This window comes from Cellulosimicrobium sp. G4 BAM 1002, from assembly GCF_057126935.1.
In genome coordinates, this window is the sequence record NZ_CP182109.1 from 3,487,003 (window position 1) to 3,512,688 (window position 25,686).

Here is a 25,686-nt window from a genome sequence, read left to right on the forward strand (position 1 = left end):
CCGGTCGTGACGATCGTGAAGCCATGACCACCGACACGCAGAACACCGTCACCACCGTCGCCCTCGTCACCGGCGCGACGCGAGGCATCGGCCGCGAGAGCGTCCGGCGCCTGGCCGAGCTCGGCTTGACCGTCTGGCTCGGCGCACGCGACGCCGAGCAAGGCCAGACCGTCGCCCGGGAGATCACCGCGGAGCACCCGTCGGCCGACGTGCGCGCCGTGGCCCTGGACGTCACCGACGACGCGTCGGTGACGGCCGCCGCGGACCGGGTCGCCGCGGAGTCCGGGCGGCTCGACGTCCTCGTGAACAACGCCGGGATCGGGGGCACCCGGCGGCCGCCCCGCGAGACGACGCCCGCGGACTTCATCCCCGTCTACGGGGTGAACGTCCTCGGCCCCGTCCGCACGACCCTCGCGTTCCTCCCCCTCCTCGACCGGTCCCCGCAGCCGCGCGTCGTCATGGTCTCGAGCGGGATCGGGTCGTTCGGGGTGACGACCGACCCGGACCGGCTCGAGTCGACGCTCGTCGGCCTCGTCTACCCGTCGTCGAAGACCGCGCTCAACATGATCACGACCCAGTACGCCAAGGGCCTGCCGGGTTACCAGGTGCTGGCCGTCGACCCGGGGTACACCGCGACCGGCCTGAACGGGTTCTCGGGCACGCAGAGCGTCGAGGAGGGGGCCGCGTCGACCGTGGCCGCCGCGACCGTCGCGCCGGGCACGCCGAGCGGCACGTTCACGCACCGGGGCGAGCTGCTGCCCTGGTGATCGCGTGCGTCGACCGCCCGACCGGATCGTCCGGCCGGGCGGTCAGCGGCGCGAGGCCAGGTGGAGGCTCGTCACCGTCGCGGCGAGGTCGACGAGGCGCGACGCCGTGCGGTCGAGCAGGTCGTCGAGCTCGATCGGCCCCGGGGCGATGCTGAAGGCCGCGGCGATCCCGGCGTCACGCGCCTGGTGCGCCGGGAGCAGCACACGCCCGGCGAGCACGACGACAGGCGGGCGGTGCAGCGCCTCGGCGGCGATCGCGCCGATCGCGTCGGCGACCTTGCCGTTGACCGACTGCGAGTCGAACGAGCCCTCGCCCGTGAAGACGAGGTCGGCCCGGTTGATCGCGTCCGGCAGACCGATCGCCTCGGCGACGAGCCGGGCACCGGGCTCGAGCTCGGCGCCGAGGACACCGACCATCCCGGCCGGCACCCCGCCCGCCGCGCCCGCGCCCGCGAGCTCCGACACGTCGAAGCCCGCCTCCTCACCGAGCACGCCCGCCCAACGGCGCAGGGCCTCGTCGAGGAACGCGACGTCGGCCTCGCGCGCACCCTTCTGCGGGCCGAAGACGTGGGCCGCGCCGCGCTCGCCGTGCAGCGGGTTGGTCACGTCGACCGCGAGCCGCCACCGCACCTCGAGCGCACGCGCGTGCAGCCCGGACAGGTCGAGGCGCGCGACCTGCGCGAGGCCCTCGCCGCCGTCGGGCACCTGCTCGCCACGCGCGTCGAGGAGCCGCGCGCCCAGACCGGTGAGGATGCCCGCGCCGCCGTCGGTGGACGCCGAGCCGCCGAGGCACACGATCACCTCGGCGACCCCCGCGTCGAGCACCGCCGCGGCCGCCGCGCCCGTGCCGAGGGTGTGCGCGTGGAGCGGCTGGAGCGCGACGTCGCTCACCTGGGGAAGGCCGCTCGCCTCCGCGAGCTCCACGACGCCGAGCCGGCCGTCGCTCGAGACGCCGTACCGGGCGGTGCGGAGCCGGCCGATCGCGTCGACCGTCGCGACCTCGCGCGCCGGGACCCCCCACACGGCGAGCAGCGCGTCGAGGGTGCCCTCTCCGCCGTCGGCCATCGGGAGTTCGACGACCTGTGCGTCGGGGGCGATGCTCCGCACGCCGGTGGCGACGGCGTGCGCGACCTCCGCGGCGCTCAGGCTGCCCTTGAACGAGTCCGGCGCGACGACCACGCGCAGCGGGTCGCGGAGCCCACCGGGGGACGGCTCGAGAGGGGACTGCTCGGGACGGGGCGAGGTGGTGCTCGGCGTTGAGGACACGCTCAGATACTAGGCAGCGGGACGCGCGTCGGGACGACTGGGAACGGACGGACCGGACGTGTTCCGCGCCACAGCCGTCACTCGTCCGGCACGGCGTCGGGGATCGCCGGCTGTGCGGCCCGCAGGCGGTCGAGGAGGCCTCCGAGGGCCGCCAGCTCCTCGTCGTCGAGCGCGCCGCCCACGTAGGTCGCGATGGCCCGGGCGTGCGCGCGGCCGATCGTGCGCTGGAGGTCGTGCCCTGCCGGGGTGAGACGGACGAGCGTGCCGCGGGCGTCGTCGGGCGCGGACGCGCGCTCCACGAGGCCGCGCGCCGCGAGCCGGTCGACCATGCGGCTCAGGGACGGCTGGCTGAGCAGGATGTAGGCGTTGAGGTCGCGCAGGCGCAAGCCCTCGGGCGGGCCCTTCGTGAGCGAGAACAGCACGTCGTACTCGCGCATCGTCAGCTCGTCCCAGACCGGGTCGGACTGCAGCCGCCGCATGACCGCGACCTGGGTGCGGAAGAGGGACTCCCACGTCTCGACGGCGAGGCGCGCGCTCCCGTGGCCCGACGGCACCGAGCCGCCGCGGTCGTGCTCCGCCATGTCGCCTCCGGATGACGATCGATGCGTTCGCATCGACCCTACCCGGTCGTCTGCCGGCTCAGCGCCCGAGGCGCCGCTCCCGCTGCGAGTAAGCGCGCAGGGCACGGAGGTAGTCGACCCGGCGGAAGTCCGGCCAGTACGCTTCGCAGAAGTAGAACTCCGAGTGCGCGCTCTGCCACAGGAGGAAGCCGCCCAGGCGCTGCTCGCCCGACGTCCTGATGACGAGCTCCGGGTCCGGCTGGCCCTTCGTGTACAGGTGCTCCTCGATGTGCTCGACGTCGAGGTTCTCGGCGAGGTCCTCCAGCCGCGCACCCGCGTCGGCCTGCTCGCGCAGGTACGAGCGCACGGCATCCGCGATCTCGTGGCGGCCCCCGTAGCCGATCGCGACGTTGACCTGCAGGCCGTCGGTCGCGGCCGTGCGCTGCTGCGCCTCGCGCAGGGCGGCCGCCAGACGCTCCGGCAGCAGGTCGAGCCGGCCCATGACGCGCAACCGCCACCGGCCCGAGTCCGCGAGGTCGCGCACGGCGTCCTCGATGATGTCGAGGAGCGCGGAGAGCTCCTCCTGCGAGCGGGACAGGTTGTCGGTCGAGAGCATCCACAGCGTGACGACCTCGACGCCCTGGTCCTCGCTCCACCCCAGGAACTCGGTGATCTTGTCCGCGCCGCGGCGGTGGCCGGTCGCGGTCGACTCCCCGAACGAGCGCGCCCAGCGCCGGTTCCCGTCGAGGATGACGCCGACGTGGCGCGGGACGCTCTCGTGCGAGAGCGACGCCGCGAGACGGCGCTCGTAGAGTCCGTAGACAGGACGGGGTAGACGCACGACGGTTCCTCGACGACGGTGGACGGGTGGGAGCCCGGCGGCGCTCGCCTCACGGCAGCCGCGTCGAACCGGACTCGCACACGCTACCGCCCGGCGGCACCGCGACCGGGCGGCGTCGCGGCCCCTCGCGTCGCCCTGCCCAGGATCTTCACACCCCCGACCGCCCTCGCGGGCCCACCTACGCCGCCGTAACCTACGATGGCGTAGGTTGCTCGGCAGACCCGCCCGACGACCGCTCGAACCGCCCGACCCGCCCCACCCACGAGGAGCACCCGTGGCCCGATCGGCCCCCGAACCCGACCACGCGCCCGGTCCCGGCGCGACCGTGCGCGAGAGCGTCGGCGAGGCCGTCGAGAAGGTCGCCGACGCGGTCAAGCCGCGGCTGCGTGGCTGGATCCACGCCGGCACGTTCCCCGTCGCGCTCGTCGCGAGCATCGTGCTCGTCGTCGTCGCACCACCCGTCGCGGGCAAGGTCGCGTGCGCGATCTTCGGGCTCAGCGCGTGCCTGCTCTTCGGCACGAGCGCCGTCTACCACCGTGGCACCTGGTCACCCCGCGTCGCGGGGATCCTGCGACGCGCGGACCACTCGAACATCTTCCTCATCATCGCCGGCACCTACACGCCGCTGGCCGTGCTCCTGCTCCCCCAGCGCACCGCGACCATCCTGCTCGCCATCGTCTGGAGCGGCGCCGTCCTGGGCCTGCTCGCCCGCATCCTGTGGCTCGACGCTCCTCGCTGGGCGTACGTGCCGATCTACGTCGCGCTCGGCTGGGTCGCCGTCGGCTACATGCCGCAGTTCTGGACCACGACGAACGGCCCCGCGATCGTCTGGCTCGTCGCCGTGGGCGGCCTCGCCTACACGCTCGGCGCCGTGGTCTACGGCATCAAGCGACCGAACCCCAGCCCGCGCTGGTTCGGGTTCCACGAGATCTTCCACGTGCTCACCGTCATCGGGTTCGCGTGCCACTACGCGGCGATCATGCTGGCGGCGGTCGCCGCGCGCTGACGGTTGCCGTCCGGGGGTCGCGGTGTCTGTCCGGGGCGGTGCCGGAGAAACGACGGCGACGGGTCAGTCTCGCGGGACGACGGCGTAGCGGCGGTTGGCGAGGGACGGGTTGCGCTCGCGGACGCTCGCGAGCGCGTCCGGGTCGAGGTCGGCCGTGCGCAGCTCGGCGCGCTCGCCGAGCTCGAGGCCGACCTGCCCGTCCGGGCCGACGAGGAGCGAGCGTCCGGTGACCCCCTTGCCCGCCTGCCCGACGGCGACGACGACCGCCGTGTTCTCGATCGCCCGTGCGCGGGCGAGGGTGCGCCAGTGGTCGGCCTTGAGCTCGCCCGCCGCCCAGGCCGCGGGGACGACGAGGACGTCGGCTCCGGCGTCGACGAGGCGGCGCGCGCTCTCGGGGAAGCGCAGGTCGTAGCAGGTCATGACGCCGAACGTGAGATCGCCGACGGGGAGCACGAGCGGCGGGGCCGTCGGGTCGCCCGGCTCGAGCCGGTCGGACTCCCGGTGCCCGAACGCGTCGTACAGGTGGACCTTGCGGTAGACGCCCACGAGCGCGCCGGAGGCGTCCACGGCGACGACGGCGTTGACCGCCATGCCCGGCGCGGAGCCGGGCAGCAGCGTGCCTGCCACGACCGCCACGCGGTGGTCGCGCGCGAGCCGCCGCAGCGTCGAGACGAACGGGCCGTCGAGCGGCTCGGCGTGCTCCGGTCCCGTGCCGCGCGGGTCGAACGCTGCCGCGTACTCCGGGAGCACGAGCAGGTCGGCGTGCACGCGCGCGGCCTCCCGGAACGCCCCGCCGACGGCTTCAAGGTTCGCCGCACGGTCGGTCGACACCTCGAGCTGGCCGATGGTGACGCGCGCGCCCGTCGCCACGGTCAGGAGTCCCGTCGGCCCGCGTCGTCGCCGTTCTCGTCGGCCGGCGCGTCGTCCTGCTTCTTCTCCTCGAGCGGCCCGTCGGGTCCGATCCCCTGGACCTCGGCGTTGTGGCGCATGCGGCGGAGCTGGCGCGACAGCGCGAAGAACAGCCCGACCGTGGCGAGCGCGACGACGAAGATCGCGAGGAACCCGGCGAGGCCCGGGGACACGTCCGTCGGCTCGAGCTCCGGGCGCAGGGGGTCCTCCGACGGGCTCGGCGTGACGGTCTCGGCGACGACGTCGGACGCCCAGCCCGGGCCCCCGGCCGCGGCGACCCCGGGGACGAGCGCGAGGTCCGTCGTCGGGCTCACGCGGCGCCTCCCTCGGAGGCGGCGACGAGCTCCCGGACACCCGCGAACAGGTCGTCCTCGGGGAGCTGCGTGGGGACGCGCGACTCGGCCAGCTCGTACTCCTCGTACGGCCACACGTCGACCTCGAGGTCGCGCGGGATGGCGAAGAAGAACCCCTCGGGGTCGATCTGCGACGCATGGGCGATGAGGGCGGCGTCACGCTGGGCGTAGTAGCGCGCCACGGGGACCCGCGTCGTGACCGCGCGCTCGGGGATCTCCCGCGCGGAGCGCGACTCGACCCAGTCGCCGAACGGCGACTCCAGACCAGCGCCCTGCATCGCCTCGTGCAGCGTGCGGATGCGGTTCATCGAGAAGTCGTGGTTGTAGTACAGCTTGAGCGGTGCCCACGGCGCGGCCCCGCCGTCGCGGCGGTAGCGGTCGGGGTCGCCGGCCGCGTGGAAGGCCTCGAACGCGACACGGTGGCACATCACGTGGTCGGGGTGCGGGTAGCCGCCCGACGGGTCGTACGTCGTGATCACGTGCGGTCGGAACTCCCGCACGAGCTCGACGAGCGGCGCCGCCGCCTCCTCGAGCGGCACGAGGCCGAACGACCCCTCCGGGAGCGGCGGCAGCGGGTCACCCTCCGGGAGCCCCGAGTCGACGAACCCCAGCCACTGCTGCCGCACCCCGAGGGCGCGCGCGGCGGCCGCCATCTCGACGCGGCGCAGCGCGCGCATGCCCACCAGGTCGCCCGGGCCCTCGCCGAAGCTCGGGTTGAGGATGTCGCCGCGCTCGCCCCCGGTGCACGTCGCGACGAGCACGTCGACGCCCTCGGCCGCGTACCGGGCGGTGGTCGCGGCGCCCTTGCTCGACTCGTCGTCGGGGTGGGCGTGCACGGCCAGCAGGCGCAGCCGCTCCGGCTGCTGGACGGTCGATCCGGCCGCGGGTTCGGCCACTGGTCCTCCCGGGGTGCGTCGTGCGTCTCCCCGCACACCTGGTGCCGTCGTGGGTGCGCGACGACCGCCAGGGCTCTGCGAAGATGGGTCGAGGACATGATCCCCCACCCCGCCCACACCTGACGAACCGCCGAGACGTGACAGACGTCGCTCGCCGGAATCACGTGGGGTACGGCGTCGACCACCAGGACCGCACCATGACGAACGAGACCACCGCACCCCAGCCGGGCGCCCCGTTGCGCCCACCGCCGGGGCGGTACGGGCCCGAGCCGACGGCTCGGCGACGGCGCCTGGCCGTCGTCGGGATGGTGCTCGTGGCGCTCGTGGGTGTCGCGATCACGCTGGCCATCGGGCTCAAGACCGCGAACGAGCCCGTGCGCTTCAAGGACGTCGGGTACGACGTGGTCGGCCCGGAGCGCGTCGACGTGACGTTCGAGGTCTACATGGACCCGGGCACGACGGCGGTCTGCACGCTCGACGCGCTCGCCGCGAGCTACGCCCAGGTCGGGACGGTCGACGTGACGGTCGGACCGGTCGACACCGCGGAGGCGCGCTACACGGTCGGCGTCGCGACGTCCGAGCTCGCCACGACCGGGATCGTCCAGTCCTGCCAGGTCGCCTCCGGTGACGACACGCCCCCGGCGACGCGACCGTGAGCACCGGCGCGGAGCGCGCGACCGGCACCTGACCGCGGCACCTCACCGGCCGCTCCTGGGGACCGCCTGACCTGCGACGTCGCGGTCATGGTCGTCTGCTTTGCTATCCTGAGGGATTCCCGCGCTCGACCACGGGGTACCCGTGACGACCTCTCGTCGTCGCTCGGCACCCGTGGAGACGTCGGGAGAGACCAGCCACACGCGCTGCCACCCGGGCAGCGTCACCGACCCGGGCAGGCAGGCGCACCGCGTGAGCACGCGCCCGGCTGCCCGTACCTGTACGGCCGCGCCACGGCGCGGCCGTCGACCATGGAGAAGGAAGGAGCGAACCGTGACCGAGACCACCGTCACCTGGCTGACCCAGGAGGCGCACGACAGGCTTCAGGCCGAGCTCGCCCACCTGTCCGGCGCGGGCCGCACCGAGATCGCGGAGCGCATCGCGGCCGCGCGGGACGAGGGCGACCTCAAGGAGAACGGCGGCTACCACGCCGCGCGCGAGGAGCAGGCCAAGAACGAGGCCCGCATCCGCGAGCTCACCGAGAAGCTGCGCAACGTGCAGATCGGCACGCCGCCGGACGACGGCAAGGTGGAGGCCGGCATGGTCGTCACCGCGCTCGTGGCGGGCGACGAGATGACGTTCCTCCTCGGTTCGCGCGAGATCGCCGGCACGACCGACCTCGACGTGTACTCGCCGACGTCGCCGCTCGGCGCCGCGATCGACGGCAAGTCCGTCGGCGACGAGACGAGCTACACCGCGCCGAACGGCAACGAGATCGCCGTGAAGATCACCGCCGCGAAGCCCTTCCAGGGCTGACGCCGGCGCACGGCACCGCCCTCGGGCGAGAAGTGAAGTGAGAAGTGGCCCCTCCGACTACGGTCGGAGGGGCCACTTCTCGCACCTCGTCAGAGGCTGGGTGCGCCGCCGTCGCTGCGCTCGACGCGGTAGCCCTCGGAGCGCAGGTGCTCGACGAGCTCGTCGCAGTGCTCGGGGCCCTTGGTCTCCACCTGCATGCGCACCCACGCCTCCCCGATCGCGAGGCCCACGTCGGTGCGGTCGTGGTCGATGTGCATGATGTTGCCGCGCGTGGTGGCGATGACCTCGAGCAGTCGCGCGAGCGCCCCGGGACGGTCGTCGAGCAACACCTGGAGCTGGATGTACCGGCCGGCGGCCGCGAGACCGTGCCGGACGACGCGCAGCAGGACGAGCGGGTCGATGTTGCCACCGGACAGCACGACGACGACCGGCCCCTCGACCGGGTCGGCCTCGCCCGCGTCGACGGCCGCGGACCCGGAGAGGAGCGCCGCGACGCCCGCTGCGCCGGCGGGCTCGACGAGGAGCTTCGCGCGCTCGGCGACCATGAGGAGGGACCGCGAGATCTCGTCCTCGGTCACCGTGCGCACGTCGACACCGTGGTGGGCCACGAGCGCGAACGGCACCGTGCCGGGCGTGCCCACGGCGATGCCGTCGGCCATCGTCGCGGCGAGGCGCGCCGTCGTCGGCTCGCCCGCCGAGAGCGAGCCCGGGTAGGCGGCCGCGTGCGCCGCCTGCACGCCGACGACCCGCACGTGCGGCGCCGCCTCGGCGAACGCCGCCGCCAGCCCGGCGACGAGCCCGCCGCCCCCGAGCGGGGCGACGACGGTCCGCACGTCGGGCACCTGCTCGAGGATCTCGAGCGCGATGGTCGCCTGCCCGGCGACGACGTCCGGGTGGTCGAACGGGTGGATGAACACCGCGCCGGTGCGCTCGGCCTCGGTGCGTGCGGCGGCGAGCGTCTCGTCGACGTCGGCACCGACGAGCCGCACCTCGGCCCCGTACTGGCGCGTCGCGGCCACCTTGGGCAGCGCGGCGTCGACCGGCATGTAGACGACCGCGCGGATGCCGAGGAGGCCCGCGGCGAACGCGACGCCCTGCGCGTGGTTGCCCGCGCTCGCCGCGACGACGCCGCGCGCCTTCTCCTCGTCGCTCAGCCGCGCCATGCGCACGTACGCACCGCGCACCTTGAACGACCCGGCGCGCTGCAGGTTCTCGCACTTGAGCAGGACTTCGACGCCCGCGGCCTCGCTGATCGCGCGGGTCGACTGGACCGGGGTCCGGTACGCGACGCCGTCGAGCAGCCGGGCGGCGGCGCGGACGTCGTCGAGCGTGACGGTCGGGCCGCTCGTGCTCACCGCTCGTCCTCGACGGCGGGCCCGCCCGCGTCCTGGGGCCCGACGACGGGAGAGTCGTCGTCGGTGCGCTCGCCCCGACGGCGTGCCCGCCGCCGGAAGGGCGCGTCCGCGAGGTCGGCCTCCGCGCGCGCGATCACCGGGGCCTGCGGGCTCCCCCGCACGACGACGCGGTCGTCGGTGCCGAGCTCCGGGAACTTGTCGTGGCCGTGCAGGTAGAGCACGACGGTGTTGAGGACCGCGGCGATCGGCACCGCGAACAGCGCGCCCACGATGCCCGCGGCGAAGCTGCCCGCCGCGACGACGAGCAGCACCGCGACCGGGTGCAGCGAGACGGCGTGGCCCATGAGGAACGGCTGGAGGATGTGGCCCTCGATCTGCTGCACGAGCAGGACGATCCCGAGCATGACGAGCGCCGCGGGCCAGCCGTTCGCGACGAGCACGACGAGCACCGCGATCGAGCCCGTGACGATCGCACCGACGATCGGGATGAACGAGCCGATGAACACGAGGATCGCGAGCGGCAGGGCGAGGCTCGGGACGAAGAACGCGGCGCCGATCCCGATGCCGACCGCGTCGACCGCCGCGACGAGGATCTGCGTGCGCGTGTAGGCGGAGAGCGTGACGATGCCGCGCCGGCCCGCCTGGTGCACGGCGTCCCGCGCGCGCAGCGGCAGGAGCCCGACCACCCACGACCAGATCGTGCGGCCGTCGAGCAGGAAGAAGAACGTGCAGAACAGCGCGATGAGCGCGCCCGCGACGACGTGGCCGATGGTCGTCGCCGCGCCGAGCGCGCCGGAGACGATGCTGCTCTGATTCTCCGAGAGCGCGGACTGCGCCTGGTCCAGGTAGGAGTCCAGCGTCACGGAGTCGAGGCCCAGCGGCCCGTCCGCGAGCCAGTCCGTGAACTTCTGGAAGCCCTCGACCGCCTGGTCGCGCAGGTCCTGGAACCCGCTGACGATCTGCTGGCCGGCGAGCGTCACGAGCCCGGCGACCACGAGGATCAGCCCGATGAGCGCGGCGCCCGACGCGAGGCCGCGCGACATGCCGAGCCGCCGGAAGAACCGTTGCACCGGCGTGAGCAGCACCGTCAGCAGCAGCGCGACGGCGATCGGCACGATGATCACCTTGAGCTGCGCGATCACCCAGAAGGCGGCGGCGATGGCCGCGCCGATGAGCAGCAACCGCCACGACCAGGCGGCGGCGGACCGCACGGAGTCGGGGACCGCCGCCGCGCCGGGGCGCCCGGGCGGGAGCGGGTCGGGGGCCTGGTGCTGGTCGGTCTGCGCGCTCACGGGCCAACCCTAGGTGAGCGGTACCGACGCCGCCCCGTGTTTCGTGCCCGTGTGCGCAGGATCTCCCCCGTCCCGTGCCTGGCGAGGGGTCAGGCGAGCGCCTGCGCGAGGTCCGCGAGGAGGTCGTCGACGTCCTCGATCCCGACGGACAGCCGGACGAGGTCGTCAGGGACCTCGAGGGCCGTGCCCGCGACGGAGCCGTGCGTCATGCGGCCGGGGTGCTCGACGAGCGACTCGACCCCGCCGAGGGACTCCGCGAGCGTGAAGACCTTCGTGCGTCCGCACACCTCGAGGGCCTTGGCCTCGCTCCCCGCGCGGAACGAGACCATGCCGCCGAACCCGCTCATCTGCCGCGCGGCGAGCTCGTGCCCGGGGTGCGACGCGAGCCCGGGGTAGATCACCTCGGTCACCGCCGGGTGCGCCTCGAGGAAGTCCGCGACCGCGGCCGCGTTGGCCTGGTGGCGATCCATGCGCACCGCGAGCGTCTTGAGCCCGCGCAGCGTGAGCCACGCGTCGAACGGTCCGGCGACGGCGCCCGAGGCGTTCTGGTGGAAGCCGACGGCGCCCGCGACGTCGGTCCCGCCCGCGGGCGACGCCAGCCCGCCCGGGAGCTGCGCGCCCGTCGCGACGACGAGCGCTCCCCCGACGACGTCGCTGTGGCCGCCGATGTACTTCGTGGTCGAGTGCACGACGACGTCCGCGCCGAGCGCGAGCGGCTGCTGCAGGTAGGGCGTCGCGAACGTGTTGTCGACGACGAGCAGAGCCCCCGCGTCGTGCGCGACGCCCGCGAGCGCCGCGACGTCGCTGACCCCGAGGAGCGGGTTCGTCGGGGTCTCGACCCACACGACGCGCGTCTCCGGACGGACCGCGGCACTGACGGCCTCCACGTCCGTGAGGTCGACGGGCGTGTGCTCGACGCCCCACGGCCCGAAGACCCGGGCGACGAGCCGGTAGGTGCCCCCGTACGCGTCGTCGGGCACGATCACGTGGTCGCCGGGACGCAGCACCGCGCGCAGCAGCGTGTCCTCCGCGGCCAGGCCGGACGCGAAGGCGTACCCGCGCGCGGCGGGCGACCCGTCCGCCGTCGGGCGCAGGCCGCCGGACTCCGCGGCCGCGAGCGCCTCCTCCAGCGCGGTGCGCGTCGGGTTGGCCGAGCGCGAGTACTCGTAGCCGCCGCGCAGGCCGCCGACGCCGTCCTGCTTGTACGTCGAGACCTGGTGGATGGGCGGCACGACGGCGCCCGTCGTCGCGTCCGGGTCCTGGCCCGCGTGGATCGCACGCGTGGAGAAGCCGGTGGTCGTCCAGTCGGGGTGCTCGCTGCTCGGGGTGCTCACCGGCCCAGCGTACGTACGTGCGCACCCGCCCGCCGAGCGCGCACGGTCGACGGCACTGGCGGTGCGCGCCGTCGCACGGCACGGTGGGTGGCGGGCGACGACCGTCGCCGGAGCAGGCGGAGGGAGCGTACGGATGAGGATCGACCTGGACGGCAGGAGGGCGCTGGTCACCGGGTCCGCGCAGGGCATCGGTCTCGCGATCGGACGAACGCTCGCGGCGTGCGGCGCGGCGGTGGTCGTCAACGGGCGGTCGGAGGAGACGGCGCAGCGCGCGGCTGACGACGTGCGCGAGCACGTCCCGGGCGCGGACGTCCTCGGCGTCGCCGCCGACCTCGCGACCGACGAGGGCACCGCGACGATGCTCGATGCCGCGCCTGACGTCGACGTCCTCGTCAACAACCTCGGCATCTTCGGGAGCGAGGACCCGCTGACGATCGACGACGCCACGTGGCGCCGGTACCTCGAGGTGAACGTCCTCGCGGGCGTCCGGCTCACGCGCGCCTACCTGCCCGGCATGATCGACCGCGGCTGGGGACGCGTGCAGTTCATCGGGAGCGACTCGGCGGTCGCGATCCCGGCCGAGATGATCCACTACGGCGTGACGAAGACGGCGCTGCTCGGCGTCTCGCGCGGGTTCGCCAAGGCCGCGGCCGGCACGGGCGTCACGGTGAACAGCGTCCTCGCCGGGCCGACGCACACGGGCGGCGTCGAGACGTTCGCGCGCGAGCTCGTCGGCGACGACCTCCCGTGGGACGAGGCGCAGCGCGTCTTCATGCGCGAGCACCGCCCGCAGTCGCTGCTGCAGCGGCTCATCGAGCCCGAGGAGATCGCGCACATGGTCGCCTACCTCGCGTCGCCGCTGGCGTCCGCGACGACCGGAGCGGCGGTGCGCGTCGACGGCGGCTACATCGACTCGATCGTCCCGTGAGAGGCTCGGGCCCGCGCCTGTCCGGCTCGTGGGGAGCCGGAACACCCACCGGCCCCGAGGCGTTCTACCCCGTGCCAGGACGATGCGTCGTGGGCCAGCGCCCCGGTCGTCCCGGTCCTTTCAGGAGGTAAGCGATGAACTCGATCTTCGACGCGATCTTCGGCTCGTCCGGCAAGACGACGATGGTCGCCCCCGAGGACACCCTCCCCGGCCGCCAGTCCCCCGTCCTGCAGAGCCCGCGCCCGCACACCGTGCTCGGCACGTCCATCACCGGCCCCTGGCCGGAGGGCACGCGTGTGCTCTACCTCGCGATGGGCTGCTTCTGGGGCGCCGAGGAGATCTACTGGCAGGTCCCGGGCGTGGTGAGCACCGCCGTCGGGTACATGGGCGGCACGACGCCGAACCCCACCTACGAGGAGGCGTGCAGCGCGCGCACGGGGCACACCGAGACGGCGCTCGTCGCGTACGACCCGGCGAAGGTCTCCGAGGAGGAGCTCCTCAAGATCTTCTGGGAGCGGCACGACCCGACGCAGGGGTACCGCCAGGGCAACGACGTCGGCACGCAGTACCGGTCCGCCGTGTACTGGACGACGCCCGAGCAGGAGCAGGCCGTGCGGGAGACCGCCGAGCGCTACGGGAAGGTCCTCGAGGCGAAGGGCTACGACCCGATCACGACCGAGATGCGCCCCGCGGCCGAGGCCGGCCCGTTCTACTACGCCGAGGACTACCACCAGCAGTACCTCGACAAGAACCCGAACGGCTACCGCTGCCACGCGACCACGGGAGTCCCGTTCCCCAGCGCCGCGTAGCACCCGCCGAGAGGTGAGAAGTGGCCCCTGATCCTGCGGATCGGGGGCCACTCGTCGCATCTCGCCCGTGCGAGGGTCCCGGCGCCCCCGCCCCGCCGGGGTGCGTGGCGCACCGGCCCCGACGCACGATGGGGCCCATGACGATCCCCACCCTCAGCGCCCAGGACGGCACGACGATCCCGGCGATCGGGTTCGGCACCTACCGGCTCAACGGCGAGGACGGCGCGGACACGATCGCGCGCGCGATCGACGCGGGCTACCGGCTGGTCGACTCGGCGTTCAGCTACGAGAACGAGGGCGCCGTGGGTGCGGCCGTCCGCCGCGCGGACGTCCCGCGGGAGGACGTGATCGTCACGTCCAAGCTCCCGGGCCGTCACCACGCGTACGACGAGGCGGTCCGAACCGTCGAGGAGTCGGTGCTCCGCACGGGCCTCGACCACGTCGACCTCTACCTGGTCCACTGGCCGAACCCGCGCGTCGGGAGGTACGTCGAGGCCTACGAGGCGCTCGTGGCGTGCCGCGAGCGCGGGCTGGTCCGGCACGTCGGCGTGTCGAACTTCCTGCCCGAGCACCTGGACGCGGTCGTCGCCGCGACGGGCGTGACCCCCGTCGTCAACCAGGTCGAGCTGCACCCGTACTTCCCGCAGCCGGACCAGCGGGCCGCGGACGCCGAGCGCGGGATCGTGACCGAGGCGTGGAGCCCGATCGGCCGCGCGAGCGACCTCCTGCAGGACCCGGCCGTGACGCGGGTCGCGGCGGCGCACGGCGTCTCGCCCGTCCAGGCGATCCTGCGCTGGCACGTGCAGCTCGGCGTCGTGCCGCTGCCCAAGGCGTCGACGCCCGAGCGGCAGCGCGAGAACCTCGACGTGTTCTCCTTCGAGCTCACGACGCACGAGATGAACACCCTCACCGGCCTCGCCCGCCCCGACGGGCGCACGAACGACCAGGACCCGGCGGTCTACGAGGAGCTCTGACCCGGCTCAGGCCCGCTGGCCGAGCAGCACGCGCGTGACGCGGGTGCGCCGGACGAGCAGGTCGTAGACCGCGAGCAGCACTGCGGACGAGACCACGACGATCACGGCGTACTTCGCCGTCGCAGGCAGGTCCCACCGCACCACCGGGTAGGCCACCGCGACCACGACCGGCTGGTGCAGCACGTACAGCGGCAGCACCGCCGCGCCGAGGTACGCCCAGGCCCGACGCCGCAGCCCCGGCCCGGCGTCCGGCCCGCCCGCCGCGGCGGACGCGGAACGGCGTCGCGCACCCCAGCGGTCGAGCAGGCCGAGGAGCGCGACGACCCAGCACCACCCGGCGACGCCGTAGAGGAACCGGAACGCGACGCCCGAGCCGTGGGCGCCCGTGAACGCGTCCACCTCCCCGGCCGGCCCGAGGAACAGCGCCATCCCGGCGCCGAACACGCCGAGCCCGACGAGCCCCGCGATCCCGGCGTCGCGGCGCACCGCCGCCCGGAACCGGTCGTCGGACGCGAGCACGAACCCGGCGAGGAAGAACACGAGGTAGCCCCACCGGCTCCACGCCGCGAGGCCCTCCTCGAGCTCGTGCGCCGCGCACACCGCCCCGACCAGGACCGCCGGGACCAGCACCGCTCCGCGGGTGGCCGACGCCCGGGCGAGCCGCTCGCGCGCGCGGCGGGCGGCGTCGTCGGGCACGACGCGCACCAGCACGGCGAGGGCGAGCGCCCCCGTGAGCAGGAGGACGAGGAACCACAGGTGACCCGTCTCGAAGCGCTCGCCGTCCAGGACGAACGGGAAGTCGCCGGGCTCGAACCGCACGTCGAAGAACCGCGGCCAGAACGCGAGGTACGAGCCGGTCCACGTGCCCTCGGCACGGGCGCGAAGGTACTGCGGGAACGGCAGGAGCAGGACCAGCGCGACGAGCAGCGGGACGCCCAGGCGCAGCACACGCTCGCGTGCGAACCCACCCGCGCCGCGCGAGCGCACCGAGTGCCACGCGCCGATGCCCGCGATGGCGAACAGCAGCGGCATCGCGCACACGACGACGGGCGCGACGACGAACGTCGTCAGCTCGGTCGTCTCCGCGTTCTTCACGTAGAAGTCGTCACGCGCGTCGAACACGAGCGCGGCGTGGAAGAGCACGAGCCCCGCGACGACGAGGGCCCGCACCGCGTCGAGCTCGCTGCGCCGGTCCGCCTGCCGCTCGGGGCGTGGCTCCACGCCTCGCATCATGGCACCGTGTGCGGGTGACGTCACCCGCCCTCGCCCCCGTGCCCGACGCCGCACGCCCACCCTGGGCCGTCGGCTCGCCCCTGCGGCTGCTCGCCGCGGTGCTGGTCTCGGGCTCTGCGATCCTGCTCTTCGCGATCCACGTGCGGCCCCTCGGCTACGTGCCGCTCGCGCTCGGGATCGCGCTCGGTCTCGCGGTGGACCGGCGGCTCGGGCGCGACCTCGCGCTCGTCGGGACGGGCATGGCGATCATCTCGACGATCTCGCTCGAGGCGGACCTGTCCGACGCGGGGATCGCCCGCTTCGCCGTCGTGCTGTCGCTCGCGGTGCTCGTCCCGTGGGCGCTGTCGCGGTTCGTCTTCCGGGAGCGCGTCATCACGTTCCCGGTCGCGACGGGACGGCGCTGGTCGCGGGGGCAGGTCGTCTACCTCGTCGTGGTCGTCGCGGCGGGGTACCTGATCCTGCCGTTCTACTTCATCGGCTCCGGCGCCTACCTCAACTGGCCCGAGATCACGGGCGGCGAGGAGATCGCGCGCCTGTTCGTCGGGGTCAACGCGGTGGGCATCTGGGACGAGCTGTTCTTCGTGTGCGTCGTGTTCGCCCTGTACCGGGAGCACTTCGGCCTGTGGACGGCGAACCTGCTCCAGGCCGCCGTGTTCGTGTCGTTCCTGTGGGAGCTGGGGTACCGCGAGTGGGGTCCGCTCCTGACGATCCCGTTCGCCCTCGTGCAGGGCTGGATCTTCTCGTGGAGCAAGTCGCTCACGTACGTCGTCGCGGTCCACCTGCTGTTCGACCTCGTCGTGTTCGCCGTGCTCGTGCACGCGCACCACCCCGAGCTCTTCGACGTCTTCGTGACCGTCCCGCGCTGACCGACGCTACGGTGCCCGCATGACCTCACCCCCGGCACCCGCACCGCGGCGGGGCGTGCGACCGGGCGTCCTGCCCCTGCTGCTCGCGGGCGTGTGCCTGCTCGGCGTGCTGTGGCTGTGGGTGCTGCCGGGCTTCCAGGTCCAGGGCGAGACCGCACTCGGGGAGACCGCGCACCTCGAGCTCGACGCCGGCGACCACACCGTCTACGCCGACTCGCCCGCCCGCTGGGCCGCCGTCCGGTGCGAGGGCATCGCGCCGGACGGCGAGGAGCTGGGGCTCCGGGTCTCGATGTCCCAGCAGGACCTGCGCGTGCCCCGGCACTGGCGGGCTCAGGCGTCGTTCGTCGGCGACGCCGGGACCGTCAGCCTCACGTGCCGGGCGGACGGCCCGACGGCGGCGGGCACGTTCGCCGTCGGGCCGTCGGTCGACCTGCCCCGGGCCGCCCTCGGGACGGTGCTCCTGGCGGCCGCCGCCGTGCTGGGGATCGTGGGCGTCGTCCGGGTACGGCGCCCGTCCTGAGGGTCCCGTCGACCCGTCGCGGTCACGACGGCCCGGCCAGGAGGACGCGCCGGACGCCGTCGACGCGGCACGCCGCGGTGACCGCCGTGGTCGCCGGCCCGGCGAGGACCGTCACCGACGTCACGACCACCGCGACGCCGACGGCCGCCCCTGCGACGACGTCGTGCGGGAAGTGCACGCCCTGCACGACCCGCGCCGACGCGACCGCGACCGCGAGCACCACGGGCAGCACGACCCACACCGCGACGACGCGCGCCGAGGACCGGTACGCGTGCCGTGCGGGGACCGCACCGGGCGCACGGACCGCGGGGGCGCCCGCGAGCACGACCGCCGTCGCGAGCGCGAACGCGATGGCCGTGTGGTTGCTCGGGAACGACCAGTCCCCCGCCGCCGGGCAGTGCGCGACCTCGACGAGGTCCCAGCAGCCGCGCGGCTGGCGCACGAGGGACTTCACGACCTCGCTCGCCGCGTAGGCGACGACGGCGCCTGCCCCCGCCACGATCGTGGTGGCGACGCCGGACGGCCCGGCGCGGCGCGACCGCCACGCCACCACGGCGCACAGCACGAGGAGCAGGAGCACGCCGCCCTCGGCGACGAGCTCGGTGCCCGGGAGGTCCGCCGTGCGCGCCGTGACTGCGAGGTAGAGCGCCTCGCTCGGCCCGGCCAGGAGTCGGGCGAGGAGCACGACCAGCGCCGCCCCGGCCAGCCACGACAGCGCGACGAGGAGCTGCGCGCCCACCCCGACGTCCGGGCGCGGCCGTGGCTCGGGAAGCACCGCGGCCGACGGCCGCGGGCGGACGTCGGGACCGGTCTCGGTGCGGTCGAGCAGGTGGGCGGCGCGGGACGAATCGGGCGGAGTCACCGCACGAGGGTATGCCGGGTGAACGAGAGGTGAACATCCGTCGTACGGCTGACGTCCGCCGTCGGCACGTCCGCCCCCGGTCCCACCCCACGCTGCCGAAGTAGAACCCTGGTCTGGCGAGATAGAACCGTGGTGGTGACCAGAGTTCTACTTCGACCGACCAGGGTTCTACCCCGGCAGACAGCGGTGCTACCTCGCCTCGGGGGCGTCGTCCGCGGGGACGTAGAACGCCGTCGTGGCGGCGACGCGCGCGGCGACCTCGTCCGCGGAGAGCCCGTCCGCGGCGGCGAGCGCCACGCCCCAGGCCTCGCTGCTCGCGATGTTGAAGGCGCGCAGCTCGGGGCTCTCGAGGATCGCCTCAGGGTCGAGCGGCTCGGCGCCGCCCAGGTGCAGGGCGAGGCCGAGCAGGGCGCCGTCCCAGCCGACCCCCACCGCCCCGGGACCGAACTGGTCCCACATCTCGGGCGGCACGACGGCGGTGTGCTCGAGCGTGAGGGTCGTGCCGCCGTCCGAGCCGGACGCGAGCCGCACCTCCACGATCGAGGAGTCCTCCGGCGTCGGCGGGCCCATGACCCACGTGAGCTGCAGGCGGCGCGGTGCGTCGCAGACCCGGATCTCGCCGCCGGCGTTCCCCTCGACCTGGTACGTCCCGCCGACGCGGAAGTCACCCGTGACCGGCAGGAACCAGCGCGGGATGCGCTCGGGGTCGGTGACGGCGTCCCACACGTCGTCGACGTCGGCGGGGTACGTGCGCTCGATGGTGATCACGCGGGCCTCGCCGGCGGGGAGCGTGCCCGTCCCGACGGCGCGGCGTGCGGCCTCGAGCTCGGTGATGAAGTCCTTCATGCTGTCCTCCTGGTGGTGTCGGTCGGGCGCTCGCCGTCCGTCTCCTGGGCAGCCGCCGCGGCGGCCCGGCGCCGCTCGCGCGCACCGCGTGCGAGCTCGGTGCCGAGCGCGTCGAGGCGCTGCTCCCAGAACCGGCGCAGGCCCGCGGCCCAGTCCTCGACCGCGTCGAGCGCCGTCGGGTCGAGCGCGTAGAGGCGTCGCGTCCCCTCGGGGCGCACCGTCGCGAAGCCGCTGGTCCGCAGCACCTTGAGGTGCTGCGAGACGGCCGGCTGGCTGATCCCGAACTCGTCGCCGACCAGCCCGGCGAGCTCCCCCGCCGGTCGCTCGCCGTGCGCGAGGTGCTCGAGGAGCCGACGGCGCACCGGGTCGCCGAGGACGTCGAACGCTTCCATGCCCACCATGTTTCACCGAGTACTTATATAAGTCAAGGGCTATGGAAGACGGAGCTCGCACGCCATGACGCGCTGCGGCCCCGCGTCCCCGCCGAGGTAGGCGCCGCGGTCCGTCAGGCCGGCGCGCGCGTACGCCCGACGGCCCGCCGCGTTGCGCTCGTTCACCGTGAGGACCACGGCCGCGTACGGCCTGGCGCGGCCGAGCACCCGGGCCAGGTCGTCGACCGCACCCGGGAGCAACCTCGTGACCCGCGTGCCCACGCCGGCACCCTGCGACCCCACGTCGACGAGGAACCCGCGGAACAGCACGACGTCTGCTGGCTCCAGACCGCCGAGCAGCGCCTGCACCTCCGGAGGTGCACCACCCGGGTGCAGGACGCCGACCGCGACGACGTCGCCGCCCGGGGCGCGGGCGACGACGAGATGGCGGTCGGGGTCGGCGCGCGCCGCAGCCACGACGTCGGCCGCGGGCGGGACGAACGCCTCCTGTCCCGGCCCCAGCCGGAGCCCGAGAGCCGCGGTGACGAGGCGGTCGCGCACCTCGGGGGCGGCGGTGTCGAGCAGGACGAGCTCGAGATCACCGCGCCCGCGTGCGCCGTCCGCCGCGACCGCGGTCGGCCCCGGCACGGCGGCCGGGTCGCTCACCGCCGCTTCCCGCCGCGCCCGCGAGCGCCACGGCCCTTCGTCCCGCCCCGCCCCTGCTTCCCGCCGCCAGGACGGCCGCCGCCCGCTCCCCCACGCCCGGACCCACCGCGAGCGGCCTGGTTGCCGCTCGCGGGGCGACCGCTCTGCGAGCGCGTCGGCGTCGGCTCCTCGGGGACCGTCTCGGAGCGGCGCCCCCGTGAGCTGTTCACCGTGCGGCCGCGCACGATCCCGACCATCTCCTCGATGAGGTCGTCGTCGCGGTCGGCGATCCATGCGAGCGCGACGGGGGCCGTCGGCGCGTCGTCCAGGCGCCGGTACGTCACGTCCTTGCGGTGGTGCAGGCGCGCGAGCGACTGCGGCACGACGGCCACGCCCACGTTCGCCGCGACGAGCACGACGGCGTCGCCCGTCGTCGCGGGGCGCTCGACCGCGGGCAGACCCGGGAGCCTGGGCGCGTCGTCCGCGGCTCCCGGTTCCCCTGCCCACGGCACGACGTCGTCGAGCGGGTGCAGCACGACGTCGTCGTCGAGGTCGGCGAGCGCGACGGGCTCGTCCGGCTCGAGCGCCGCGAGCAGGTGGTCGCGCGAGACGAGCACGACCGGCGTCTCCTCGTAGAGGCGGATCGCGCTGAGGACGTCGCGGTCGACCGGCAGGCGCAGGATCGCGGCGTCGGCCTCGTCGTCGCGCAGCGCGCGCTCGGCGTCGGCCGCCTCGACGGCGACGAGGTCGAGCGGCACGTCGACGAGCCGCTCACGCCACGTGCGCACCCACTTCGCCGGGACGACGCCGGGCACGTAGGCGAGCCGGAACCGCGGCCCGGTGCTGTCGTCGTCGGTCGTTCCCTCGGGGGCCGTGCCCGCGTCGTCGTCCACCCCACAACCCTAGAGGCCACGCCGCGGGCACGTGCCGACGCCCGACCACCACCGGCCGACTACCCTGGAGCCCATGACCCCCAAGCAGTCCGCGCAGACCATGAAGCCCGCCACCGCGGCGAAGAAGCTCGGGGTGTACCTGCCCGCCACGCCCCCGGAGTTCCAGGAGGGCACGATCACGCGGGCCCAGCTCGAGGAGCTCGAGAAGAACCCGCCCGAGTGGCTCAGCGAGCTGCGTCGCAACGGCCCGCACCCGCGCCCCGTGGTCGCCGGCCGTCTCGGCATCTCGATCTCGGGTCTGACGCGCGGCGGGCTCACCGAGCCGCTGACCACGCAGGAGATCGACGACCTGCGCCAGGACCCGCCCGCGTGGCTCGGCGAGGAGCGCGAGATCCAGAAGAAGGTCCGTGCCGAGGAGGAGCGGCTCGCCGCCGCCCGGGCGAAGAAGGCCTGACCCCACGCGACGTCCCGGTCGGCCGGTGCTCTAACCTGCGGGGATGCTGCGCATCTCCGACGTCACCTTCCTCGTCCGCGACCTCGACGAGGCGATCGCGTTCTTCGTCGACGCGATCGGGTTCGCCGTCCGCCAGGACGAGGTGGTCGGTGGCTCCTGGCGGCGCGTGGTCGTCGGCCCGCCCGAGGGCGGCACGGGCCTCGTCCTCGCCCCCACCACGGGCGACGTCCTGGGTCGGCAGGCGGGCGGCGACGTCGCGCTGTTCCTCGAGACCGACGACTTCGCCGCCCAGCACGCCCGGATGCTCTCGCACGGCGTGGTGTTCCGCGAGGAGCCGCGCCACGAGCCCTACGGCACCGTCGCGGTCTTCGAGGACCTGCACGGCATGCCGTGGGACCTGATCCAGCCGCCGACGCCAGGCTGAGCGTCAGCCCGGCCGGTTCGCGCCGGTCAGTCCGTCTCGTCGGCCGCGCTCGCGTCCGCGGTACGCACCGCGGCGCGGTCCGTGTGCCCGAGCGACAGGTCGGGCGCGACGGCGTCGCGCACCCGGCGCTTGAGGTCGGGGATCTCGGGGAACCCGCCGTCGTCCTTGCGGTCCCACAGCAGCACGGGACCGTCCCCGGCGTCGAGCGTCACGCGGAAGACGCCGTCGGTGCCGGGCACGAGCGCGACCTCGCCGAGGCGGGTGCGGAAGGTCTGCAGCAGCTCCTGGGCGACCCAGGCGGCGCGCAGGAGCCAGCGGCACTGCGTGCAGTACTCGATCGCGACGCGCGCGTCCCCGCGCGGCACGACGGTCGGCACGGCCGGATCGGTCGAGCCGGGCTGCGGGGCGTCGTCGGTCATGGCGCACAGCCTACGGTCGGGGCCGTGCGGACCGGCGTGCTCCCGTCGTGAGGCTCGACCCGTGTCAGGCGCCTCGCTCGGCCGGGAGCCGCCCGCCCCCGACGGCGGCCTCGAGGGCCGCGAAGTCGCTCTCGACGACGTCCGCGTAGGCGCGAGCCCAGCGCGCGACGGCGTCGTCGAAGACCTCCGACCGCCCGAGGTACCCGTAGGCGACGCGCGTGCCGGGCGACTGGCTGTGCGCCCGCGCGAGCACCCTGCCGCACAGCACCGCGTATCCCGCGAACTGCTCGGGCGTGAGGCGGTCCAGCTCGACCGAGCCCTTCATGTCGCGGAACTGGCGCCAGTAGAGGTCGGCGTGCGGACCGCCGCCGACCAGTCCGCCCAGGTCACCCGTGATCCAGCCGAGGAACGGGTCGGACTGGGCCTGGAGGATCCGCTGCGAGACGACGACACGCCGCCCCTGCGAGTGCCGGAGACCGAGCGGCGCGACGCCCGACGGGAGCGCGTCGGCCATGCCGCCGTACGTCGCGAGCACCGACGGCGACGCCTCCTTCGCCTGCAGGACCAGCGGCTCGCCGTCGGGCCCCTCGAGCAGCACGATGTAGCAGCGCGTGCCCACGCTGCCGACACCGACCACGCGCAGGACGTAGTCGACGAGCGCGAACTGGCCGAGCAGGAGCCGCACGTCCCCGCGCAGCGAGTCGCGGTAGCGGTCGAACAAGGTGGCGAGCTGCTCCACGGTGGCGTGGCCGACGTGCTGGGTCAGCGGCGGCTGGTCGACGATCCGGGTCCGCCCGTCGTCGGAGCGCGCGGTGATCCGCTGCACGACCTGCTCCGACGTCCGGCGCCGCGCCTTGCGCTCGAGGCGGTGCAGCTCTTGGCGACCGGCCTTGCGCAGGGTCGACTCGAGCGCAGCCGTCTCGAGCTGGTACGAGTACCGCTCGACCGCCGTGAGGGCGAACAGCCCGACCATCGCCTCGCGGTACCCGCGCACGGCGTGGCGCACAGCGTCGGCGCACTCGTCCTCGCTCATGCCCTTGTCCCGGCCACCGATGTGCACGCTCGCCGCGAGACGCTTGACGTCCCACTCCCAGGGCGCGTCCCCCGCCTCGTCGAAGTCGTTGAGGTCGAAGACCAGGCGCCGCTCCGGCGACGCGAAGAGCCCGAAGTTGGACACGTGCGCGTCGCCGCACGCGACGATCTCGACGCCGGTTCGGGTGTCGTGGCGCAGGTCGTGCGCCATCGTCGCGGCCGTGCCGCGGTAGTACGCGAACGGCGACTCGAGCATGCGACCGATGCGCAGCGGGACGAGCTCGGCGAGCCGGCCCGCGTTCTGCTCCGCGACGATCGCGACCGGGTCGCGCTCGGGCAGGTGCAGCTCGCCGTGGCTGCCCCGCGGCACATGCTCGCGCAGCGCTCGGCCGACAGCACGGGACTCGGCCAGGGTGCGCGGGACGTCCATGGCGCCTCCTCGTAGGGCGGAACCGCACAGTAGCGCGCGGACGCGCTCTCGGCGCGGCGACCTCCGGGCGCGCGCGACCGGCATGGCTCCGGGTCGGCGCAGGTCGGGGAGACTTGAGGGCGTGACGACCCTCCCGCCCGACCTCGACGGACTGCTCGCACGGCTGCGCACCGACGAGACGCACCGCGGCGACCGACCGGCTCGCGAGGACGCGCCCGTCGCCGTCGACGCTGCTGACCGTCTCCTGCTCGACGAGGCGGCCCCCTGCGTCGTCGCGGCCGGCCGGGGTGCCGTCGCCGTCGTCGACGACCGCTACGGCGCCCTCACGCTCGGCGCGGCGGCGATGCTCGGCGTGACGGCCGACGGTGCCGTGACAGCGGATGGCGGAGCCACGGCGCCCGTGCGGGTCCATCAGGACCTGTGCACCGCGGAGGCCGCCATCGACGCGAACGCGTCCGCGCTCGGGCTCTCGGGTGCGTACGCGCGCCACGCTCTCGGGCCGGAGCTGCTGAGCGGTAGCCGTGTGGTGCTGCTGCGCCTCCCGCGAGGGCTCGCGGCGCTGCGGGACGTGGCGGAGCACGTCGCGCGAGAGGCCGAGCCCGACGTCGTGCTGCTCGCCGTCGGGCGGGTCAAGCACATGACCCCCGCCATGAACGAGGTCCTGCTGGAGTCGTTCGGCGAGGTGCGCGCGAGCCTCGCGCGCGGCAAGTCCCGCGTGCTCGTCGCACGCTCACCGCGTGCCGCGGCGGGCGGCGTCCCGCCCGAGGAGCGGCGCCTCACCTATCCCGTCACGGTGGAGCTGCCCGACGTCGGGCTCTCGGTCGTGTCGTACGGCGCCGCCTTCGCGGGCGCGAGCCTCGACCTCGGGACCCGCTTCCTCCTCGAACAGCTCGAGGCCACCGCCTCGGCCGCCACGGGGGCGGACGACCCGCGCCCGGACGGTCCCGGGGCGCCCGTCGACGGGGCGCCCCGGGACGTCGTCGACCTCGGGTGCGGCACGGGCCTGCTCGCCGCGTGGGCGGCCCGTCGCTGGCCGGACGCCGCGGTCGTCGCCACAGACCGGTCCGACGCTGCGGTGCGGTCCACGGCGCTCACGGCGCGGGCGAACGGCGTCGGCGAGCAGGTGCGCGTGGTGCGCGACGACGCGGGCGCGTCCCTCGCGGACGCGAGCGCCGACGTCGTGCTGCTCAACCCGCCGTTCCACGACGGCGCGGCGCTGCGCACGGACGTGGCGCACCGCATGTTCGCCGCGGCAGGACGGATCCTGCGGCCCGGTGGAGAGCTGTGGTGCGTGTGGAACTCGCACCTGCGCTACCGGCCCGCGCTGGAGCGGGCCGTCGGGCCCACGACCCAGGTCGCGCGCGACCGCCGCTTCACCGTGACCCGGTCGGTCCGACGCTGAGTGCTGGGTACTCGTCGTCCGGGACGCGGTGGGACGACAGATACCCAGCACTCAGCGGCTCGGTCTACTGGACGTCGACGACGTCCACCACGAAGACGAGCGTGTCCGTGCCGCCGATGCCGGCCTGGGGCACGCCGCGCTGGCCGTAGCCGTGCTCCGGCGGGATCGACAGCATGACGCGCGAGCCGACGTTCTGGCCGACGAGGCCCTTGTCCCAGCCGCCGATGACGGCGCCGACGCCGATCGGGAACGCGATGGTGTCGCCGCGGTCGTAGGAGTTGTCGAAGACCTGGCCACCCCAGGCCTGCCCGAGGTAGTGCACGACGATGTTCCGCCCCGACGTGACGGCCGGACCGTCGCCCTCGGAGAGCACGACGACCTGCAGGCCGGCGGGCGCGTCCGTCTCGGGGAAGGTGAGCGTCGGCTTCTCGCCGAAGGATCCCGAAGCGGTGGGAAGGGTGGGCTGGTCGGTCACGAGGATGCCTCTCGTCGGGTGCAGGACTCCCGCGCGGACGCGGGTCTCCTTACC

At 74.5% G+C, this 25,686-nt stretch carries 30 protein-coding genes; 12 read left to right on the plus strand and 18 right to left on the minus strand.

What is annotated here, in order from left to right:
* The first annotated feature begins 23 nt into the window (after positions 1-23).
* Positions 24-767, plus strand: a complete 744-nt coding sequence (locus ACMXGY_RS15615) for an SDR family NAD(P)-dependent oxidoreductase (RefSeq protein WP_483773896.1) — start codon at positions 24-26, stop codon at positions 765-767.
* A gap of 42 nt (positions 768-809) precedes the next feature.
* Here the strand turns inward: ACMXGY_RS15615 and ACMXGY_RS15620 are convergent, their stop codons facing one another.
* The 3 genes from ACMXGY_RS15620 to ACMXGY_RS15630 form a co-directional block, all read right to left on the minus strand.
* Positions 810-2,033, minus strand: a complete 1,224-nt coding sequence (locus ACMXGY_RS15620) for a glycerate kinase (RefSeq protein ID WP_483773897.1) — start codon at positions 2,031-2,033, stop codon at positions 810-812.
* Between the two features lie 77 nt (positions 2,034-2,110).
* On the minus strand, positions 2,111-2,614 hold the full coding sequence (locus ACMXGY_RS15625) for a MarR family winged helix-turn-helix transcriptional regulator (RefSeq protein WP_483773898.1): 504 nt from the start codon (positions 2,612-2,614) through the stop codon (positions 2,111-2,113).
* 58 nt (positions 2,615-2,672) lie between these two features.
* Positions 2,673-3,434 (minus strand): isoprenyl transferase, encoded by a 762-nt coding sequence (locus tag ACMXGY_RS15630; protein ID WP_483773899.1) that lies wholly within the window; start codon positions 3,432-3,434, stop codon positions 2,673-2,675.
* 274 nt (positions 3,435-3,708) lie between these two features.
* Here ACMXGY_RS15630 and trhA point away from each other — a divergent pair, with 274 nt between their 5' ends.
* Positions 3,709-4,440 carry a PAQR family membrane homeostasis protein TrhA gene (gene trhA / locus ACMXGY_RS15635; RefSeq protein WP_483773900.1) on the plus strand — a complete coding sequence of 244 codons (732 nt, stop codon included), beginning with the start codon at positions 3,709-3,711 and terminating at the stop codon, positions 4,438-4,440.
* 63 nt (positions 4,441-4,503) lie between these two features.
* On the opposite strand, the gene ACMXGY_RS15640 is transcribed toward trhA, so the two are convergent.
* The 3 genes from ACMXGY_RS15640 to mca are packed head-to-tail and all read right to left on the minus strand — an operon-like array spanning position 4,504 to position 6,598.
* Positions 4,504-5,310 (minus strand): carbon-nitrogen hydrolase family protein, encoded by an 807-nt coding sequence (locus tag ACMXGY_RS15640; RefSeq protein ID WP_483773901.1) that lies wholly within the window; start codon positions 5,308-5,310, stop codon positions 4,504-4,506.
* A 2-nt stretch (positions 5,311-5,312) separates the two neighbouring features.
* On the minus strand, positions 5,313-5,663 hold the full coding sequence (locus ACMXGY_RS15645; RefSeq protein WP_483773902.1) for a hypothetical protein: 351 nt from the start codon (positions 5,661-5,663) through the stop codon (positions 5,313-5,315).
* Positions 5,660-6,598, minus strand: coding sequence for a mycothiol conjugate amidase Mca (mca, locus tag ACMXGY_RS15650; protein ID WP_483773903.1), 939 nt, complete (start codon positions 6,596-6,598; stop codon positions 5,660-5,662). Before mca ends, ACMXGY_RS15645 begins: the two co-directional genes overlap by 4 nt.
* Before the next feature lie 197 nt (positions 6,599-6,795).
* On the opposite strand from mca, the gene ACMXGY_RS15655 reads away from it, so the two are divergent.
* Together ACMXGY_RS15655 and greA are read left to right on the plus strand one after the other, a co-directional pair.
* On the plus strand, positions 6,796-7,254 hold the full coding sequence (locus ACMXGY_RS15655) for a DUF4307 domain-containing protein (RefSeq protein ID WP_483773904.1): 459 nt from the start codon (positions 6,796-6,798) through the stop codon (positions 7,252-7,254).
* A gap of 331 nt (positions 7,255-7,585) precedes the next feature.
* On the plus strand, positions 7,586-8,068 hold the full coding sequence (greA, locus tag ACMXGY_RS15660) for a transcription elongation factor GreA (protein ID WP_483773905.1): 483 nt from the start codon (positions 7,586-7,588) through the stop codon (positions 8,066-8,068).
* Positions 8,069-8,157: 89 nt separating this feature from the next.
* Here greA and ilvA read toward each other — a convergent pair whose 3' ends face one another.
* The 3 genes from ilvA to ACMXGY_RS15675 form a co-directional block, all read right to left on the minus strand.
* Complete coding sequence (ilvA, locus tag ACMXGY_RS15665; protein WP_483773906.1) at positions 8,158-9,423, minus strand: threonine ammonia-lyase; 1,266 nt, start codon at positions 9,421-9,423, stop codon at positions 8,158-8,160.
* Positions 9,420-10,715: an AI-2E family transporter gene (locus ACMXGY_RS15670; RefSeq protein ID WP_483773907.1), complete on the minus strand. Its 1,296-nt coding sequence runs from the start codon at positions 10,713-10,715 to the stop codon at positions 9,420-9,422. The genes ilvA and ACMXGY_RS15670 overlap by 4 nt, the downstream gene beginning before the upstream one ends.
* Before the next feature lie 89 nt (positions 10,716-10,804).
* Complete coding sequence (locus tag ACMXGY_RS15675; protein WP_483773908.1) at positions 10,805-12,049, minus strand: cystathionine gamma-synthase; 1,245 nt, start codon at positions 12,047-12,049, stop codon at positions 10,805-10,807.
* A gap of 133 nt (positions 12,050-12,182) precedes the next feature.
* Here ACMXGY_RS15675 and ACMXGY_RS15680 point away from each other — a divergent pair, with 133 nt between their 5' ends.
* The 3 genes from ACMXGY_RS15680 (at position 12,183) to ACMXGY_RS15690 (ending at position 14,760) form a co-directional block, all read left to right on the plus strand.
* Positions 12,183-12,977 (plus strand): SDR family NAD(P)-dependent oxidoreductase, encoded by a 795-nt coding sequence (locus tag ACMXGY_RS15680; protein WP_483773909.1) that lies wholly within the window; start codon positions 12,183-12,185, stop codon positions 12,975-12,977.
* A gap of 134 nt (positions 12,978-13,111) precedes the next feature.
* Entirely contained in the window at positions 13,112-13,786 is a 675-nt protein-coding gene (gene msrA, locus ACMXGY_RS15685) for a peptide-methionine (S)-S-oxide reductase MsrA (RefSeq protein WP_483773910.1), read from the plus strand.
* Between the two features lie 137 nt (positions 13,787-13,923).
* On the plus strand, positions 13,924-14,760 hold the full coding sequence (locus tag ACMXGY_RS15690; protein ID WP_483773911.1) for an aldo/keto reductase: 837 nt from the start codon (positions 13,924-13,926) through the stop codon (positions 14,758-14,760).
* 6 nt (positions 14,761-14,766) lie between these two features.
* Here ACMXGY_RS15690 and ACMXGY_RS15695 read toward each other — a convergent pair whose 3' ends face one another.
* Complete coding sequence (locus ACMXGY_RS15695) at positions 14,767-15,981, minus strand: acyltransferase family protein (RefSeq protein ID WP_483773912.1); 1,215 nt, start codon at positions 15,979-15,981, stop codon at positions 14,767-14,769.
* A 50-nt stretch (positions 15,982-16,031) separates the two neighbouring features.
* Here ACMXGY_RS15695 and ACMXGY_RS15700 point away from each other — a divergent pair, with 50 nt between their 5' ends.
* Together ACMXGY_RS15700 and ACMXGY_RS15705 are read left to right on the plus strand one after the other, a co-directional pair.
* Positions 16,032-16,859 carry a CPBP family glutamic-type intramembrane protease gene (locus tag ACMXGY_RS15700; protein ID WP_483776881.1) on the plus strand — a complete coding sequence of 276 codons (828 nt, stop codon included), beginning with the start codon at positions 16,032-16,034 and terminating at the stop codon, positions 16,857-16,859.
* A 19-nt stretch (positions 16,860-16,878) separates the two neighbouring features.
* Positions 16,879-17,379 (plus strand): hypothetical protein, encoded by a 501-nt coding sequence (locus ACMXGY_RS15705; RefSeq protein ID WP_483773913.1) that lies wholly within the window; start codon positions 16,879-16,881, stop codon positions 17,377-17,379.
* Between the two features lie 22 nt (positions 17,380-17,401).
* Here the strand turns inward: ACMXGY_RS15705 and ACMXGY_RS15710 are convergent, their stop codons facing one another.
* From ACMXGY_RS15710 to ACMXGY_RS15730, 5 genes are all read right to left on the minus strand, one after another.
* Complete coding sequence (locus ACMXGY_RS15710) at positions 17,402-18,241, minus strand: phosphatase PAP2 family protein (protein WP_483773914.1); 840 nt, start codon at positions 18,239-18,241, stop codon at positions 17,402-17,404.
* 189 nt (positions 18,242-18,430) lie between these two features.
* On the minus strand, positions 18,431-19,087 hold the full coding sequence (locus ACMXGY_RS15715; RefSeq protein ID WP_483773915.1) for an SRPBCC family protein: 657 nt from the start codon (positions 19,085-19,087) through the stop codon (positions 18,431-18,433).
* Positions 19,084-19,479: an ArsR/SmtB family transcription factor gene (locus ACMXGY_RS15720; RefSeq protein ID WP_483773916.1), complete on the minus strand. Its 396-nt coding sequence runs from the start codon at positions 19,477-19,479 to the stop codon at positions 19,084-19,086. The genes ACMXGY_RS15715 and ACMXGY_RS15720 overlap by 4 nt, the downstream gene beginning before the upstream one ends.
* Positions 19,480-19,518: 39 nt before the next feature.
* Positions 19,519-20,124 (minus strand): GNAT family N-acetyltransferase, encoded by a 606-nt coding sequence (locus ACMXGY_RS15725; protein ID WP_483773917.1) that lies wholly within the window; start codon positions 20,122-20,124, stop codon positions 19,519-19,521.
* Positions 20,121-20,996 carry a LysR substrate-binding domain-containing protein gene (locus ACMXGY_RS15730; protein ID WP_483773918.1) on the minus strand — a complete coding sequence of 292 codons (876 nt, stop codon included), beginning with the start codon at positions 20,994-20,996 and terminating at the stop codon, positions 20,121-20,123. Before ACMXGY_RS15730 ends, ACMXGY_RS15725 begins: the two co-directional genes overlap by 4 nt.
* Positions 20,997-21,069: 73 nt before the next feature.
* Between ACMXGY_RS15730 and ACMXGY_RS15735 the strand changes: the two genes are divergently transcribed.
* A complete protein-coding gene (locus tag ACMXGY_RS15735; RefSeq protein ID WP_483773919.1) occupies positions 21,070-21,450 on the plus strand; it encodes a DUF5997 family protein in 381 nt (126 codons plus the stop codon).
* Between the two features lie 43 nt (positions 21,451-21,493).
* Complete coding sequence (locus ACMXGY_RS15740; protein WP_483773920.1) at positions 21,494-21,874, plus strand: VOC family protein; 381 nt, start codon at positions 21,494-21,496, stop codon at positions 21,872-21,874.
* Between the two features lie 26 nt (positions 21,875-21,900).
* On the opposite strand, the gene ACMXGY_RS15745 is transcribed toward ACMXGY_RS15740, so the two are convergent.
* Positions 21,901-22,293 (minus strand): Rdx family protein, encoded by a 393-nt coding sequence (locus tag ACMXGY_RS15745; RefSeq protein WP_483773921.1) that lies wholly within the window; start codon positions 22,291-22,293, stop codon positions 21,901-21,903.
* 64 nt (positions 22,294-22,357) lie between these two features.
* Complete coding sequence (locus tag ACMXGY_RS15750) at positions 22,358-23,755, minus strand: DUF2252 domain-containing protein (protein ID WP_483773922.1); 1,398 nt, start codon at positions 23,753-23,755, stop codon at positions 22,358-22,360.
* Between the two features lie 121 nt (positions 23,756-23,876).
* Between ACMXGY_RS15750 and ACMXGY_RS15755 the strand changes: the two genes are divergently transcribed.
* Entirely contained in the window at positions 23,877-25,157 is a 1,281-nt protein-coding gene (locus ACMXGY_RS15755) for a class I SAM-dependent methyltransferase (RefSeq protein ID WP_483773923.1), read from the plus strand.
* A 64-nt stretch (positions 25,158-25,221) separates the two neighbouring features.
* Here ACMXGY_RS15755 and ACMXGY_RS15760 read toward each other — a convergent pair whose 3' ends face one another.
* Positions 25,222-25,632, minus strand: coding sequence for an FKBP-type peptidyl-prolyl cis-trans isomerase (locus ACMXGY_RS15760; RefSeq protein ID WP_483773924.1), 411 nt, complete (start codon positions 25,630-25,632; stop codon positions 25,222-25,224).
* Positions 25,633-25,686 lie beyond the last annotated feature (54 nt).

Bases quoted from the DNA above. Each gene is read 5' to 3' on its own strand.
- ACMXGY_RS15615 (WP_483773896.1), top strand. From the start codon at position 24: ATGACCACCGACACGCAGAACACCGTCACCACCGTCGCCCTCGTCACC.
- ACMXGY_RS15625 (WP_483773898.1), bottom strand. From the start codon at position 2,614: ATGGCGGAGCACGACCGCGGCGGCTCGGTGCCGTCGGGCCACGGGAGC.
- ACMXGY_RS15655 (WP_483773904.1), top strand. From the start codon at position 6,796: ATGACGAACGAGACCACCGCACCCCAGCCGGGCGCCCCGTTGCGCCCA.
- ACMXGY_RS15680 (WP_483773909.1), top strand. From the start codon at position 12,183: ATGAGGATCGACCTGGACGGCAGGAGGGCGCTGGTCACCGGGTCCGCG.
- msrA (WP_483773910.1), top strand. From the start codon at position 13,112: ATGAACTCGATCTTCGACGCGATCTTCGGCTCGTCCGGCAAGACGACG.
- ACMXGY_RS15690 (WP_483773911.1), top strand. From the start codon at position 13,924: ATGACGATCCCCACCCTCAGCGCCCAGGACGGCACGACGATCCCGGCG.
- ACMXGY_RS15705 (WP_483773913.1), top strand. From the start codon at position 16,879: ATGACCTCACCCCCGGCACCCGCACCGCGGCGGGGCGTGCGACCGGGC.
- ACMXGY_RS15715 (WP_483773915.1), bottom strand. From the start codon at position 19,087: ATGAAGGACTTCATCACCGAGCTCGAGGCCGCACGCCGCGCCGTCGGG.
- ACMXGY_RS15720 (WP_483773916.1), bottom strand. From the start codon at position 19,479: ATGGAAGCGTTCGACGTCCTCGGCGACCCGGTGCGCCGTCGGCTCCTC.
- ACMXGY_RS15735 (WP_483773919.1), top strand. From the start codon at position 21,070: ATGACCCCCAAGCAGTCCGCGCAGACCATGAAGCCCGCCACCGCGGCG.
- ACMXGY_RS15740 (WP_483773920.1), top strand. From the start codon at position 21,494: ATGCTGCGCATCTCCGACGTCACCTTCCTCGTCCGCGACCTCGACGAG.
- ACMXGY_RS15745 (WP_483773921.1), bottom strand. From the start codon at position 22,293: ATGACCGACGACGCCCCGCAGCCCGGCTCGACCGATCCGGCCGTGCCG.
- ACMXGY_RS15750 (WP_483773922.1), bottom strand. From the start codon at position 23,755: ATGGACGTCCCGCGCACCCTGGCCGAGTCCCGTGCTGTCGGCCGAGCG.